Here is a 13,240-nt window from a genome sequence, read left to right as displayed (position 1 = left end):
ATGCCGAGGACCGGCCGGTCAGCACCCTCCCATCCTGATGGACGGACGAGCTGGGAAGAAGGTAACGGGGGCGGCAGTCGTTCCGGCGTGGGTGGCCGGCGCTAGCACCCCAGCAGTCGGAGTCAGGGTCCTCACCCAGCGAGCGCTGAGGCCACATCAGCGCGGCCTGACCTGGGGTGATGCGTACGGAGTGCCCGGCTTGAGGGTAAATCTGATCGCGTCCCGGCCCCTGGTGTCATCCGGCGCTGCGTCGTCGAAGATGCCGAGTACGTGCTCGGCGCAGTCGGCCGCCCAGGACGCGACGATGCGCCGGTCCTCGACGGTCAATGTCTGCGGCGACAGCGTCATCGTCCCAGAGTACGGCGAGCGACGCTCATGGCGATCCCGACGTCTCCTGCACATCCGCGGACAGCTCCGGCCCGATCCCGGCCGAGGCCCCGTCCCCGTCTGCGGCGAGCACCGCCGCCAGCCCCTCGCGGAGGTCCTCGACGAAGTGTGCGGGGCGCTCGAGGGAGGGGAAATGTCCGCCCGAGTCGGCGGCCTCCCAGCGGACGATGCGGCGGAAGCGCTCCTGCACCCAGGGCCGCGGCCACTTCTCGATGTCCCGGGGATAGGTCGTGACCGCGGTGGGCACGTCGACGCGGAGGTCCGGGTCCAGCGAGTCGTGGCTCTCGGAGTAGATGCGCGCCGCGGAGGCGCCGCTGCGGGTGAGCCAGTACAGGGTGACGTTGTCCAGCAGCGTGTCCCGCGGGATCGTCTCGAAGGGGCTGTCCCGCGTGTCCGTCCAGGCCGCGAACTTGTCCAGGATCCAGGCCAGGAGCCCCACCGGCGAATCCACGAGCGAGTATCCGAGGGTCTGGGGCTGGGCGGCCTGCACCTTCGCGTAGGCGGCGTGATGAGCCCAGAACTCCTGGGACTCCCGCACCCAGTCCCGCTCGGCCGGGGTGAGGACCTCGAGGGCCAGATCGGGCGGTGGCTGCGCGACGGTGGTGTGGATGCCGATCACCCGCTGCGGGAAACGGCCGGCGAGGATCGTGGTGATCACGCCGCCCCAGTCGCCGCCGTGGGCGAGGAACCTCTCGTAGCCGAGCTCCGCCATCACCTCCGCCCAGGCTGCGGCGATCTTCTCGGTGCCCCAGCCGGTGGTGGCCGGTTTGTCGCTGAAGCCGAAGCCCGGCAGCGAGGGGACGACCACGTGGAAGGCGGGTGCCTGCGGGTCCTCGGGCTCGGCGAGCTCGTCGAGGAGGTCGACGAACTCGACGATGCTGCCCGGCCATCCGTGGGTGAGGATCAGCCCGGTCGCGTCCTCACGCGGGGACCGTCGGTGCAGCACATGGACGCCGAGCCCGTCGACGTGCACGCGCTGCTGCGGGATCTTCCGCAGCCGCTCCTCGAACCTCCGCCAGTCGGAGCCCTCGCGCCAATGCTCGAGGAGCTCGGCGAGATCCTCGAGCGGGACGCCCTGGCCCCAGCGACGAGGGTCGGGGGCCGGCCGGCGGACGGTCTCGGTCTCCGGCAGCCGTGCGGCGGCCAGTCGGGCGCGGAGGTCCGCGAGGTCGGCGTCGGTCGCGCGGAACGTGGTCATCGTGCCCCCTGCGGCGCATCGGAGATGTGGATGGACAGGCCGGTCTCTCCCGGACGCACGTGGTCGGCGAGCTCCCAGCTCGGGGTGTACTGCCCGGTGAACTGGGGCCGGTACGGGATCGGGGCCTCGGTGAACAGGCCGTCCAGCCGCCGGTTCAGGCCGGCCATGCTCTCACGGGCGTCCTCGATGCGGTCCGCGCTGGGCAGCGCCCAGGGCGGGAGCACGCTCATGCCGGTGTAGGCGAAGGTGCCGTGCAGCAGCCCGAACAGCATCTCGGTGAGCTCCCCGGACTTCCCGCGCGGCCCGATCGCGGCGGGCCGGTCGCCGAGGGTGAGCGCGGCGAGCGCGCACTTGCCGGCGAAGGGGCCCTGCTCGAAGCGCAGCCGCTGCCCGGACGCCGGGTCGGTGCCGAAGGCGAAGCCGCTGACCAGGACCCGGTCGAACCAGCCCTTGAGGATCGCGGGCAGGCCGTACCACCACAGCGGGAACTGGACCACGAGCGCGTCGGCGGCGAGGAGCTTCTCCTGCTCGGCGGCGACGTCGCCGGGCTGGCGTCCCTCCCGGTGCGCGGCGCGGGTGTCGTCGCTGACGCGGAACCTGTCCTCCGCAGCCGGGCCGTGGCCGCCGTCGGCCGGGCGCAGTACCGGGTCCCAGCCCATCGCGTACAGGTCGGAGTCGAGGACCTGGTGCCCCTGGGCTCGGAGATGAGCGCTGCCGGCGCGCCGGAGGACGCCGTTCAGGGAGCGGGATTCGGGGTGCGCGCTCAGCCAGAGCACGGTGCGCGGGGCGGTGGTCGTCGGTTCCATGCCTACACTCTGACCACGACGCCGTCGCTCACGGAAGTACGGACATTTCTGTCGCCTGCGCTGACCGGTGGTTTCGTCTCGAAACGTTGTGCAGCCGAGGGGCCCCGGCCCCGGAAGGAGAAGAGTGCCCATGCGACTGCCGGTCCGCAGAGCCCTCGAGGTGTGCCCCGTCGAGGTCGCCGTCTCCGTGCTCGGCGGAACCTGGAAGCTCACCCTCGTGAAGCATCTCCTGGAGGGTCCCCGACGCTTCAACGAGCTGGGCCGTCTGGTGCCGCTGGCGAACACGAAGACCCTCACCCGTCAGCTGCGCGAGCTCGAGGAGGACGGCATCCTCACCCGGACCGTGCACGATCAGGTGCCGCCGCGCGTCGACTACCAGCTCACCGACCGGGGACGCGGGCTCGCCCCGCTGGTGCGGGAGATGAACGACTGGGGTGCGGGCTTCTCCGCAGAGATCGAGGGCACCGACGCACCCTGACCCCCGCGCCCCCTGTGCCACGCTGGAGGTGCACCCGGTGGACCGATCGTGCTCGAGGAGGAGCCTCCGTGGACCCGCAGACCGGACCCGACCGCTGATTCCCTCGACGACCGGCCTCTGCACCTGCGCGCCCGCCTGCTGCCCGACGGCCTAGAGAGGGATCTGTGGATCCGCGACGGGGTCGTCACCTATGAACCGCTCGAGGGCGCGCGCACCCTCGCCAGCGGCGGGTGGATGATACCCTCCCTGGTCGATGCCCACGTCCACCTCGGCGTGACCGAGATCGGCGGTCCGCTGTCTCTCGAGGTCCTCGACGAGGAGCTGACCGCTCTCGCCTCCTCCGGCGTCGGCGCTGTGCGCGTGCTCGGCAGTCCCTCGCCGATCCCCGCCGAGATCCTGGATCGTCCCGGGCAGTCCCTGATCCAGCACGCCGGGGTGCCGCTGGCCGCGCCCGGCCGGTTCTTCCCCGGCTGGGGTCGCAGCGTCGCCGACGACGAGCTGGCCGCGGCGGCCGCGGACCCGACCACCGGGCAGTGGGTGAAGATCATCGCCGACTGGTTCGACGAGTCCGGCGGCTACAGCGCGAGCTTCAGCCCGCAGGCGCTGCGCGGCGCGGTCGAGACGGCCCACCGTGCCGGCCGGCGCGTCGCCGTGCACACCCAGAGCGCCGACACCGGCGCAGCCGCGGTGCGCGCGGGGGCCGACAGCATCGAGCACGGCCTGCACCAGTCCCCGGACCTGGTCGACACGATCGCAGGGCACGGCGCGGTCCTCGTCCCGACCGGCACCGTCTTCGAGCAGCTCGCCGACCCGATGCAGGACCCCTCGGTGCCGCCGCCGCTGCAGCGCTGGTTCCGCGACGGGCGGGCGGCGCACGCGGAGCTCGTCCGCCGAGCCGCCGAGGCGGACGCCACCGTCCTTGCCGGCACGGATCTGCCCGTGGGGCATCTGATCGACGAGCTCCGGTGGCTGCTCGACGCCGGTCTGGACCCGGAGCGTGCCCTCGGCGCGGCCTCCTGGACCGCGCGTGAGGCGTGCGGCTTCCCGTGCCTGCGCGAGGGCGAGCGTGCGGACCTGCTCTGGCTCGAGCGCGACCCGCGCGAGGATCTCGAGGTGCTGCGGGATCCGGATCTCGTCGTGCTCGACGGGGCGGTCGTCACCGGCCCATGACGGCCGCCCGACGCTGCCAGAACACCACCGCGCTGGCGGCGGCGACGTTCAGGGAGTCCACTCCCCCGGCTAAGGCGAGGCGCTCGTCGCGTTCCTTTGGGTTTCGCGAGCAGCACGAGATCGTGCCCTAGGGCGATGCCAACAGCTGTTGGCAACTGGTCCCACTATCCAGAACTCCGGTACCAGGCCGCTGGACTGTCGGTACCACCAAGCGCTACGTGCCACCGCACCTGCGCTGGCACCAAGACGGCGCGAGAACGAGGAGCCAGCCACGGCCGACCATGCAACTTCAGTAACGAGACACAGCTCGAGAATCGGATGTGACGAGATCTGCGCAGTCTGACCAGGTCTGATGCATGCGGAGCTCTCACATGACTCCCCGACTAGCTGTACTGACCGGAGACGTTGATTGAGGCTTCGCCACCTTCGGAGGTACTATTGAAGTAGCGTCGCGTGCCGGTGGCAGTCTGTGCCAGGCATGGAGGCGCCGAACCTCTGGGAGGCCGACGGTGTTATCGCCGCACCCAGCGTCGCCGCGTGACTGATCGCGAGCGTCCAGTCCAGAACACGTCAGCAGATGGCCAGCGCTTCGCCGGTCACTACCGCCGACTTCTCGCACCCCTAGGCCCATGTGTCCTCACATGGGCCACTTTTGCATGCCCAAAAATCGATAGGAGACATCCATGACTGCCCGGTTCAACCACATCATCATCCCGGCCCATGACGCCGAAGAATCCGCCAAGTTCTACCGAGAGCTGCTGGAGGCCAAGTCAGCCCCCGCCTGGGGACCCTTCGCCCACGTACTGCTCGATGACGGCGTGCTGTTGCAGTTCGTTCGTCCGCCCACCACCTTCAGTGAACTGCACTTTGCCTTCCTAGTCGACGACGAGCACTTCGCTCGCACTTTGGCGTCACTTATCAGCACCGAAACCGACTACTGGGCAGACCCCCAGCGAACGCTTCGCGCCCAGATCCGCAGCGAGGAAGATGCCCGCGCTCTCTACGTCCTTGACCCATTCGGCCACCTTGTCGAACTTCTTACCCGCCCATACGTCTAGCGCGGAGCTGTGCGGATGACTCAGTTCTCGACGGTCGACTTACCTATTCGCTCTGACTACCCCAGCAACGCTGCGTTCTTGAGCGAGCGGCTTCACACAGGAAGGCTTCCCGATGTCCCACGCCAACGCAGCACTCACACCGCGACACCGGCTGAAAGTCGCCCGACTTGTAATTGACGAAGGCTGGCCGGTCAGCGAGGTCGCCGCTCGCTTCCAGGTGTCCTGGCCGACCGTGAAGCGGTGGGTAGACCGCTACGCCAACGGCGAATCGATGCATGACCGGTCCTCGCGCCCAAAGACCTCGCCATACAAGACGAGCAAGGCGACGATGAAGCGGTGGGGACTGATGCACGAGTAGGTGTCACATTGACCTGACCTACGGTTAGGTTTCCACTCTTGGTCGCTAGCTTCCGATGGTGGTGAGTGCCCGCGGGGTGCGGGCGAGGTCGTAATCGTGGGATGTCGCGTACTCGAGGGAGGAGTGCCGGCGACGACGGTTGTAGAACACCTCGATGTACTCGAAGATCGCGTTCGCGAGCTCGATGCGCGTCTTCCACTTCTTCCGGTTCAGCAGCTCGATCTGCATCGTCGACCAGAACGACTCCATCATCGCATTGTCGAGGCCATCGCCGACGGTCCCGAACGACGGCAGCAGTCCCGCTGAACGGATCTTCTCAAGTGAAGACCCAGGAGGTGAACTGGACTCCGTGATCCGCATGAACGATCCCTCCGGTCCCTGGCTGAGGTGCACGGATTGCCATGTCCAGAGCGTTCACGACCAGGGTGGAGTCCTGTTTGGAGTCGATAGCCCAGCCGATGATCTTGCGGCTGCAAGCATCCAGCACGGCGGCGCAGTAGATCTTGCCCTCCCGGGTGGGATGCTCGGTGATGTCCGTGACCCACAGCTCGTTCAGCGCGAGACGGTGGAACTTGCGGTTGACCAGGTCGTCCGCTGTGGCAACCCCCTTGAGTCGCTTGATTCTGGCTGGGCCTGGAAGGCCACCGATTCCGGCGCGAGTCATGAGGACGGAGATGAGCCGGCTGGAACACGGAATGTTCATTCCGATGGTGAGCTCGGCGTGGATGCGGCGGTAGCCGTAGGTGCCGCGGGAGGCGACGTGGATCTCCCGGATCAGGCCGGTCAGCCAGCGGCGGCGCAGCTCAGTGGCACTGGTCGGGCGCTTTCGGTACCGGTAGTAGCCCTGACGGGAGACGCCCAGTAGGCGGCAGCAGGTGCTTGTGGGTGCCCCGGCGTCGACGAGTCGGTCGATCACCGGGTGCGCCCTTTTGGGGCAACTCCTCCCTCCTCGTCGAGCCACGTCGCGGCCCGGCGGAGGATCGCGATCTCCTGCTCGAGCTGGCGGACACGGCCGCGCGCCGCGCGGAGCTCGGCAGATTCCTGGCTGCTTAGTCCCGGCCGGCGGCCGTGGTCGATATCGTCCTGTCGCAGCCAGTTGTGGAGGGTGACCTCGTGGATGCCCAGGTCCAGTGCGGTCTGCTTGACCTGGCGGCCCTCGCGGACCAGAGCGATGGCACGGGCACGGAACTCGGGAGGGTACGGGCGTGGCATGCGAAGAGCCTTCCATGAAGACCATCGACTAGCGACGTCAACTGGAAACCGAGCCATAGGTCAGGTCAAGGTGTCAACCGAACCCTCAGCAGTCCCGCGGCATTCCCGGTTCGGGTCGGAACGATGCGACGCACGATGCCGGCCGGCGGCGGGAATCAGAGGTTGAGTGCGGGGTCGCCCGGTTCCAGGCGCTGCTGGGCGGACCCTGGGCAATGCTGATCATCAGGGAACTGCTCGACGGCCCCCGGCGATTCACCGAGATCGCGACCGCACTGCCGGGCATGAGCGCACACACCCTCGCGGCCAGGCTCCGCCGCTTCGAAGAACACGGGCTACTCACCCGCACCGCCCATGACGAGATCCCCCCGAAAGTCGTCTACGAACTCACCCCCACCGGGCACACACTGCGCCCCATCCTGCAGACCCTCAACGGTTGGGCCACCTCACTGCCCCACCCCGACCAGCCCTCGACGGCCTGAAACCATCACCGGCAGGGACACACCACAACACCGAGGCCCCGGCACGAGATGTCGAGCGGACGAGCGGCCTCACCGGTCCGATCGGCTACCCCCAGGCTCCGGGGCCTCGTTGGTGAAGGCTGACGCGGGGGCGGCCATGCCCCACTCGTACATCGCATCCAGCACAGGCCGCAATTGCCAGCCCAGCTCGGTGAGCTCGTACACCACGCGCGGCGGGATCTCCGCGTACGCGGTACGGGTGACGATGCCCCGGGTCTCGAACAGGCGCAGCCGGTTCGTCAGCGTGTGCGCACTGATGCCCTCCAACGCGTCGCGTAGCTCGCCGAAGCGCTGCGGCCCGTGCATGAGCTCGCGTACGATCAGTGTCGCCCACGGCCCATCGAACAGCATCAGAAACCTGGCGACACCGCACTCGGGAAGATCCACGTCACTCACACCTGTCACCATACGCGCCGTTGGTGCAGTTGACGTAACCGATGCACCGTATGCACTAATAGAGGCATGACGTTTATCGTGCATGGCGCCACGGGCGCCCAGGGTTCCCCCGTCCTCTCTGCTCTGACCGCCGCTGGCAAGCAGGCCGTCGCCGCTGTCCGCACCCCCACCGGCCTGCCCGACGGCGTCACCGCCGCGTCGGTCGACCTCGCCAACGTCGACACGCTCACCGATCTCTACGCGGGAGCAGACGGCGTGTTCGTGCACCTGCCGATGGACGGCTCAGGCCGCGCGCCCGCCTACGTCGACGCGATCACGAAGGCTGTGGCAGCCGCGAAGCCTGGTCGTGTGGTGATCTCCACCAGTGGGCAGATCGTCGATCAGCCCGGCAGCCCCCTGCAGGCCCCTGCCGACAGCCCGATCGCCACCCTGATCCAGGGCATCACCGACACCGGGGTGTCCACCGCCGTGGTCGTACCACGCCTGTACCTGGAGAACCTTCTGCTGCCCGTCATCGCCGGGCCCGCCCGCGAAGAAGGCGTGCTCCGCTACCCCCTGCCCGAGTCGTTCCCGGTGTCGTGGAGCTCCCACCTCGACGTCGCCGACGTTGTCGTCCGCCTCCTCACCGACACCACCGTGACCGGCACCGTCGCAATCGGACACCTCCCCGGCCTCACCGGCCCCGACCTCGCGAAGGGCTTCACTGAGCGTCTCGGCCGTGACATCCGGTTCGAAGCAATCACCCCGGACCAGTTCGGGGACCTGATCAGCCCGCTGTTCGGCGCCGATGCCGCGGCCCCCGTCGTCGGTCTTTATCAGGCACTGAACACCCAGGACGACAACACCATCGCCGTGACCAACAGCGCCCAGACCCTGCTGGGCCTCACGCCCCGCACCGTCACCGCGTGGCTCGACGCGGTGCTGCCGGACTGACAGGTCGCCCGGACGTCCGCTCTTCGGCTGCGGAAACCCAACCAAGGATCTGGCGGCGTCGGTCTCACCGCGGCACGACGGTCCTGCGGCGCGTAGTGGACTGCACGCCCTGCGTGAAGACTTGCTGTCCCGCCTTCCACCCGTTGGACACGATGAAACTGGGACTGCTGAAGGTTCGGTTGACCCCCATCGAGTACGAGCTGATCATGGACCACACGACCGCAGACGCGGCGTGACGAAGACTGTCACCTACACGTGCACCAGTCCCTCTAGAAGTCGACGTGCTGGGGTGGGCTACCGAGGCTGTCGACGGCTGGCCTGGCATCGTGGGCCAGCCGGAGAAAGCTCGCCAATCAGCCATCAGGATAGCTGCCGACGAGATCGAGGCCCGTCTCGGCATGGACAAATCGTAATCGTAATCTGAAGTGCCATGGACCATGGTTCTGAGCCTCAGCGAGAAGCGTTTCACGGGATGAAGCGCCACGTGGCATTGATGCGGTTCTATGGTCCGACGGGCCGGCTTGGCCTAATCTGTGTGCGGCAACCGCCACCAGACTGGGCCACCGGCCGCTGACTCGAAACCGGCTTTGCGGTAGACCGACTCGAGCTTGGCCAATGCCGCCCAGCTTTCAGGACCGTCCTCCAGCGGGGAGCCGTCCCTATCAAGTGGCATGGCCTGAAGCACGAGGACCGTCCAGGTCGGCTCCAGCTGCAGCAGGTTCAGGAGTTGAGTGATGATCGGACCGGTGAGCCTCTGTCCGCGCCAGTCCTCCTCGAGGACGATCCGGTTCAAGAGCACCACGGAGTCGAAGTACTCCTCGATCTCCGCATCGATGATTCTTTGCGCCGCTGAGGCCAGGACCATCGCGTCCTCGCTGATGGAGTCCCCGGCGTCTTCCAGCGGACACCCTTCCCAATACCGGCCGATCCACCCCGTCAACTTTCCGACAGCAACACGCCCGTCGAGCTCGTCCGAGTACGTCACTGCGGCTTCAAGGACCCGGAGGACATCGTATGACTCATCGAACTCCCGACTGATGGTCACCGACATTTCGAGATCAGCTGGATCGAATTCTTCGTCATTGGTGTACCGGTTCATGGTGCCATCGTGGCACCTTGCCCTCGGCGTCGATAGAACCCGTCACCGGCTCAGACCGCAGTTCTGTTCGTTTACAATGCGAAAACAACTATCGGATACATCGCGTCATAATCCGGGGAGTAGGGTTCAACCAGTCCTGATCAGGTCCCCTCGACAGTCCGCATGAGCGTTCAGCGCCTTTGCCCAGACTCATGGCCATGGCGGGACGAGGTGAGGCAGATGACCAAGGCCTCCATCGAGGATGGGCGAGGCCGAGCAGCTGCGGGTGCTCAGCGATCCGCAGGCGCTGGCTGACTTCCTGGTGAAGCGCCGCGGAGCGGCCACGCGCAAGCAGGTCGCCGTTGCCGCCGGCATCCGCCCGATCCGGCTCAAGGAGCTCGAGGAGCCGGGCAAGGACCAGCGCGTGGATCTCGAGGCGCTGTTCGCGGTGCTGAATGTGCTGAAGGCTCGAGCGGCCGTGACGATCGGCCGCTGATCCGCTGGTCTGAGCATAAGCTGAGTCTCATGAGCGGGCAGGATGAGGCGGAGGACAAGGACTGGCGGCGGAAGCACTGGGGTTGGGTACTCGGCATCGGCGGTGCTGCAGTAGTCGTGGTCTTTGTCGTGCTCTCCATAGACCCGTCGGTGCGTCTACATGAGCAGGTGCGCGGCCTGGCGCAGTGGGCCCAGCCGCTGGCCGGCTTCACTCCCCTGCTGATCGGTGCTGTGGCTGCGGCTGCTCTGGTCGTGGGCTATCGCAACTTCCGGGTCGCTCGTCGTTCGTTGGAACAGCGACAGACTGCTGACGACCGCGCCGAGTGGTGGAGGCGCGTGCAGTCTGCGATCGATCTGGTGACAGCCAAGGATCGCAAGTTCTCTGCGTCTGGATCTCAGCTTCTTCGCAGCCTGCTTCGTGATCGGAAGATCTCACCCGAAGAAGCGGACTTGCTCGAAGAGCTCACCGACAGTCTGGAAGAAGGGCTGGCAGCATCGATCGAAGAGGATGAGCCAGAATCCCAGACCTTCCTGGAGCGACTGAGCAAGGGTAGGATCGGTCCATCGACGAAGCAGGAGTGATCGACATGGCTGAAACCGCAGGTTCGACGTGGAAGAAGCCCGTGCCCGGCAAGCTCCGATCTCGCATGTTCGGCAGGAACCGCGGCAATGCTAGGCGCGTCTACGAGGTGAAGCTTTCTTCGGGCAAGACCATCTACACCACGTCCTTGACCGACAAGCGGGCGTTGGAGGCGGCGACGCAGACGGCGCAGGAGGCTGATGCGCTTGCGGCGGATCTGAGTTCTGCCAAGAGCAGCTGATGAGCCGCTGCTGACGTGGACGACCAAGGCCCGCCAGGATCACTCCTGGCGGGCCTTGGTCATGCTCAGAGCTTCTGACCCGGCAGCAGCTCGTCGATCTCCTCGAGGTCAGCCTCTCCCCCGGGCTGCATGTTCGCGCCCTGCCACGGCTGGGACAGCTGCTGTTTCGTGGCATCGAGGTGACGCTGATCGTCGGCGCGCTGCCAGTCTCGGCGCACGATGCCCACTCGCCCGGTGCGCTCATCGTCGCGGATCTCGTAGGCGATCAGCGTGCCAGCCGGCGCGGACTGCGTGTAATGGAAGGTCAGCAGCCAGCCGCCGTCGTGACCGCCGGGCATGCCGTGGCCGCGCAGACGGTAGCCCCAGTCAGCTTCGTGGATCTCGCTGCTGCCGGGGGTGCCGCTGGGGCGGATCTGCAGGCTCTCGGCCTCGTTGGCGGTCTCGACCGAGTCATAGATGAGCATGGTGGTCCTGCCTTTCGGTGGTCGTGGGGCCACCGTAGCGCGAGACCGGCTCCAATCAGGGCTTCTGCTGGCTGCGGCAGCGCGGGCCTGCCACCGGGATGACTGCGGACACGACTCCCGAGCAGCGCGAGGCCTTGTGCCAGTGGGCTCGTGATGAGGGTTGCGAGATCGCTGATCGCGGCGTGATCCCCAAGCACATCTACGCCGCCTATCGACAGGAGCACGGCGGTCTTCCGAAGGCCTGATCGAGGCAGTTCGTCTCGGGGCGCAGGAGCCCAGGAGCCCCCGGACTGCTGTTCTGGCAGCAGGTCAATCCGGGGCTCTTCTACGTCCGGGCGATTGCGCTGTGCCTCGACGAGGTCACAGCGATGTCAACCTGCCCAGTGGGGACTGCCGCACGAACAGGTGACAGTTGGGGTGTCAGGCCGCGAGGCTCACGGCCGGGTTCATGATGGTCTCGTATTCGATGGGGGTCAATCGGCCCAGAGGGGCCTGTCGGCGGCGTCGGTGATACGTCCTTTCGATCCAGGTGATGATTGCGATTCGGAGCTCTTCTCGGGTCCGCCAACGCTTACGGTCCAGGACGTTCTTCTGTAGCAGCGCGAAGAAGGACTCCATGGCGGCGTTATCGCCGGCAGCACCGACCTGGCCCATGGATCCGATGAGGTGGTGACGGTTCAGGGCGTGCACGAACTTGCGTGACCGGAACTGGGATCCTCGGTCCGAATGCACGATGCAGCCAGCGGCGTCACGGCGTCGGGAAGCGGCGTTGTCCAGGGCGTTCACCGCGAGACAAGCCTTCATCCGGTCGCTGATCGAGTAGCCCACGATCCGGGCTGAGAACACGTCCTTGATGGCGCAGAGATAGAGCTTGCCCTTGTCGGTCCAGTGCTCTGTGATGTCGGTCAGCCACAGCTCGTTGACGTCATCGGCGGAGAAGTCCCGCTTCACAAGGTCGTCATGGACCGGCGGTCCAGGGCGCTTTCCGTTCTTGCCGCGCTTCTTTCCGAACACGGACCACCACTGGTTGTCCCGGCAGATCCTCCATGCCGTGCGCTCACACATCACCTCGCCGGACTCTGCGGCTTCACTGACGAGGAACCGGTGGCCGAACTCGGGGCGTCGCGGTGGGCGTCCAGTAACGCGTTGGCGCGGTAGGCCTCAGTCAGCTCAGCCTGGGTGACCTGCTGGTGGCGCCAGCGGTAGTGGGGCTGGCGGGAGAGCTTCAAGACCCGCAGGGACACCGCGACGGGAATGTTGTCAGCGGCGAGCTCGCTCACGAGCGGGTAGAACTGTAATGGCCTCTGGCGGGCCTGCGGCCGGCTGGGATGCTGAGCCGTAGCTCGGCCGAGTGACTCCGGGTAGAACCGACTCGTCAAGATTTCACGATGTCTTCAAAAGGACGTGTCCTCGGCTGGGCTTCGGCTCGGTCTCTCCGCGCAGATGCCTTGATCAGAAGCCTGTCCGTCCCCAGGGGCGTGACTCATTACAGATGTGACTCTGAGCGACCCGGGCCAGCCCGCTGAAGTGCTGACGACTGGAGGAGCTCACCATGGCTACCGTTACCGACCGCTACGAGCACGTCGTAGGGATCGATACCCACGCGCGTACTCACACGTATTGCATAATTGAGTCCAGAACAGGAGCGATGGTCGATACGAAATCGTTCCCGACTACTGCCCCCGGGATGCAGCGTGTGGTCTCTTGGATCCGACGAAGAACTCACGGGACGGAGGTGCTCGCCGCCGTGGAGGGTACTTCCTCGTACGGTGCCGGCATCACCACCGCCCTTCTAGCTGTACTTCCCCGTGACGTTGTGAACGCGTTGTGAGGGTGTTTGGCCGCCGATGCCGGTGTGGGGTCTGTGG

At 66.8% G+C, this 13,240-nt stretch carries 15 protein-coding genes and 3 pseudogenes; 10 read left to right on the top strand and 8 right to left on the bottom strand.

Annotated elements, in window-relative coordinates; translation table 11 throughout:
- Window positions 1-156: 156 nt before the first annotated feature.
- The 3 genes from GWK18_RS12325 to GWK18_RS12315 are packed head-to-tail and all read right to left on the bottom strand — an operon-like array spanning window position 157 to window position 2,391.
- Window positions 157-348 carry a putative immunity protein gene (locus tag GWK18_RS12325; protein WP_166835567.1) on the bottom strand — a complete coding sequence of 64 codons (192 nt, stop codon included), beginning with the start codon at window positions 346-348 and terminating at the stop codon, window positions 157-159.
- A gap of 25 nt (window positions 349-373) precedes the next feature.
- On the bottom strand, window positions 374-1,585 hold the full coding sequence (locus GWK18_RS12320) for an epoxide hydrolase family protein (RefSeq protein WP_166835565.1): 1,212 nt from the start codon (window positions 1,583-1,585) through the stop codon (window positions 374-376).
- Window positions 1,582-2,391, bottom strand: coding sequence for an NAD(P)H-dependent oxidoreductase (locus tag GWK18_RS12315; protein WP_167739490.1), 810 nt, complete (start codon window positions 2,389-2,391; stop codon window positions 1,582-1,584). The genes GWK18_RS12320 and GWK18_RS12315 overlap by 4 nt, the downstream gene beginning before the upstream one ends.
- A 130-nt stretch (window positions 2,392-2,521) precedes the next feature.
- Between GWK18_RS12315 and GWK18_RS12310 the strand changes: the two genes are divergently transcribed.
- The 4 genes and pseudogenes from GWK18_RS12310 to GWK18_RS12295 all read left to right on the top strand — a co-directional run.
- Entirely contained in the window at window positions 2,522-2,869 is a 348-nt protein-coding gene (locus GWK18_RS12310) for a helix-turn-helix domain-containing protein (protein ID WP_166835563.1), read from the top strand.
- A 48-nt stretch (window positions 2,870-2,917) separates the two neighbouring features.
- Window positions 2,918-4,039, top strand: coding sequence for an amidohydrolase family protein (locus tag GWK18_RS12305; RefSeq protein WP_166835561.1), 1,122 nt, complete (start codon window positions 2,918-2,920; stop codon window positions 4,037-4,039).
- 683 nt (window positions 4,040-4,722) lie between these two features.
- Window positions 4,723-5,097 (top strand): VOC family protein, encoded by a 375-nt coding sequence (locus tag GWK18_RS12300; RefSeq protein ID WP_088818064.1) that lies wholly within the window; start codon window positions 4,723-4,725, stop codon window positions 5,095-5,097.
- A gap of 112 nt (window positions 5,098-5,209) precedes the next feature.
- Window positions 5,210-5,422 (top strand): annotated as a pseudogene (locus tag GWK18_RS12295) (helix-turn-helix domain-containing protein); the annotation flags it as partial.
- A gap of 78 nt (window positions 5,423-5,500) precedes the next feature.
- On the opposite strand, the pseudogene GWK18_RS12290 reads toward GWK18_RS12295, so the two are convergent.
- Window positions 5,501-6,667: pseudogene (locus GWK18_RS12290) on the bottom strand (IS3-like element ISAar24 family transposase).
- A 101-nt stretch (window positions 6,668-6,768) separates the two neighbouring features.
- Between GWK18_RS12290 and GWK18_RS12285 the strand changes: the two are divergent.
- Window positions 6,769-7,146: a helix-turn-helix domain-containing protein gene (locus tag GWK18_RS12285; RefSeq protein WP_348535952.1), complete on the top strand. Its 378-nt coding sequence runs from the start codon at window positions 6,769-6,771 to the stop codon at window positions 7,144-7,146.
- Window positions 7,147-7,215: 69 nt separating this feature from the next.
- Here GWK18_RS12285 and GWK18_RS12280 read toward each other — a convergent pair whose 3' ends face one another.
- Window positions 7,216-7,572, bottom strand: a complete 357-nt coding sequence (locus tag GWK18_RS12280; protein ID WP_328744174.1) for a helix-turn-helix domain-containing protein — start codon at window positions 7,570-7,572, stop codon at window positions 7,216-7,218.
- A gap of 75 nt (window positions 7,573-7,647) precedes the next feature.
- On the opposite strand from GWK18_RS12280, the gene GWK18_RS12275 reads away from it, so the two are divergent.
- Window positions 7,648-8,514: an NAD(P)H-binding protein gene (locus tag GWK18_RS12275; protein WP_166835557.1), complete on the top strand. Its 867-nt coding sequence runs from the start codon at window positions 7,648-7,650 to the stop codon at window positions 8,512-8,514.
- A 526-nt stretch (window positions 8,515-9,040) separates the two neighbouring features.
- Here GWK18_RS12275 and GWK18_RS12270 read toward each other — a convergent pair.
- Entirely contained in the window at window positions 9,041-9,613 is a 573-nt protein-coding gene (locus GWK18_RS12270) for a hypothetical protein (protein WP_152608319.1), read from the bottom strand.
- A gap of 241 nt (window positions 9,614-9,854) precedes the next feature.
- Here GWK18_RS12270 and GWK18_RS12265 point away from each other — a divergent pair, with 241 nt between their 5' ends.
- Genes GWK18_RS12265 through GWK18_RS12255 form a run of 3 tightly spaced genes read left to right on the top strand, consistent with a single transcriptional unit; the run spans window position 9,855 to window position 10,908 of the window.
- On the top strand, window positions 9,855-10,088 hold the full coding sequence (locus GWK18_RS12265; protein WP_039101381.1) for a hypothetical protein: 234 nt from the start codon (window positions 9,855-9,857) through the stop codon (window positions 10,086-10,088).
- A 29-nt stretch (window positions 10,089-10,117) separates the two neighbouring features.
- The gene (locus GWK18_RS12260) at window positions 10,118-10,669 is read left to right on the top strand and encodes a hypothetical protein (protein ID WP_052239283.1); all 552 of its coding nucleotides are present in this window, start codon (window positions 10,118-10,120) and stop codon (window positions 10,667-10,669) included.
- A 5-nt stretch (window positions 10,670-10,674) separates the two neighbouring features.
- Window positions 10,675-10,908, top strand: a complete 234-nt coding sequence (locus GWK18_RS12255; RefSeq protein ID WP_152608318.1) for a hypothetical protein — start codon at window positions 10,675-10,677, stop codon at window positions 10,906-10,908.
- 65 nt (window positions 10,909-10,973) lie between these two features.
- On the opposite strand, the gene GWK18_RS12250 is transcribed toward GWK18_RS12255, so the two are convergent.
- Window positions 10,974-11,372 carry a hypothetical protein gene (locus GWK18_RS12250; protein ID WP_039101379.1) on the bottom strand — a complete coding sequence of 133 codons (399 nt, stop codon included), beginning with the start codon at window positions 11,370-11,372 and terminating at the stop codon, window positions 10,974-10,976.
- A 71-nt stretch (window positions 11,373-11,443) separates the two neighbouring features.
- Here GWK18_RS12250 and GWK18_RS12245 point away from each other — a divergent pair, with 71 nt between their 5' ends.
- The gene (locus GWK18_RS12245) at window positions 11,444-11,617 is read left to right on the top strand and encodes a histone-like nucleoid-structuring protein Lsr2 (RefSeq protein WP_082019284.1); all 174 of its coding nucleotides are present in this window, start codon (window positions 11,444-11,446) and stop codon (window positions 11,615-11,617) included.
- A gap of 175 nt (window positions 11,618-11,792) precedes the next feature.
- On the opposite strand, the pseudogene GWK18_RS12240 reads toward GWK18_RS12245, so the two are convergent.
- A pseudogene (locus GWK18_RS12240) lies at window positions 11,793-12,661 on the bottom strand (IS3 family transposase); the annotation flags it as partial.
- Between the last annotated feature and the right edge of the window lie 579 nt (window positions 12,662-13,240).

The organism is Kocuria sp. JC486 (genome assembly GCF_011602805.1).
In the GTDB taxonomy this organism is placed as follows: Bacteria; Actinomycetota; Actinomycetes; order Actinomycetales; family Micrococcaceae; genus Kocuria; species Kocuria soli.
This window is presented reverse-complemented; position numbering and strand designations above follow the sequence as displayed.

Excerpts from the sequence above, each read along its gene's own strand:
- GWK18_RS12250 (WP_039101379.1), bottom strand. The coding sequence starts at position 11,372 with ATGCTCATCTATGACTCGGTCGAGACCGCCAACGAGGCCGAGAGCCTG.
- GWK18_RS12310 (WP_166835563.1), top strand. The coding sequence starts at position 2,522 with ATGCGACTGCCGGTCCGCAGAGCCCTCGAGGTGTGCCCCGTCGAGGTC.
- GWK18_RS12325 (WP_166835567.1), bottom strand. The coding sequence starts at position 348 with ATGACGCTGTCGCCGCAGACATTGACCGTCGAGGACCGGCGCATCGTC.
- GWK18_RS12265 (WP_039101381.1), top strand. The coding sequence starts at position 9,855 with ATGGGCGAGGCCGAGCAGCTGCGGGTGCTCAGCGATCCGCAGGCGCTG.
- GWK18_RS12275 (WP_166835557.1), top strand. The coding sequence starts at position 7,648 with ATGACGTTTATCGTGCATGGCGCCACGGGCGCCCAGGGTTCCCCCGTC.
- GWK18_RS12255 (WP_152608318.1), top strand. The coding sequence starts at position 10,675 with ATGGCTGAAACCGCAGGTTCGACGTGGAAGAAGCCCGTGCCCGGCAAG.
- GWK18_RS12270 (WP_152608319.1), bottom strand. The coding sequence starts at position 9,613 with ATGAACCGGTACACCAATGACGAAGAATTCGATCCAGCTGATCTCGAA.
- GWK18_RS12300 (WP_088818064.1), top strand. The coding sequence starts at position 4,723 with ATGACTGCCCGGTTCAACCACATCATCATCCCGGCCCATGACGCCGAA.
- GWK18_RS12260 (WP_052239283.1), top strand. The coding sequence starts at position 10,118 with ATGAGCGGGCAGGATGAGGCGGAGGACAAGGACTGGCGGCGGAAGCAC.
- GWK18_RS12315 (WP_167739490.1), bottom strand. The coding sequence starts at position 2,391 with ATGGAACCGACGACCACCGCCCCGCGCACCGTGCTCTGGCTGAGCGCG.
- GWK18_RS12320 (WP_166835565.1), bottom strand. The coding sequence starts at position 1,585 with ATGACCACGTTCCGCGCGACCGACGCCGACCTCGCGGACCTCCGCGCC.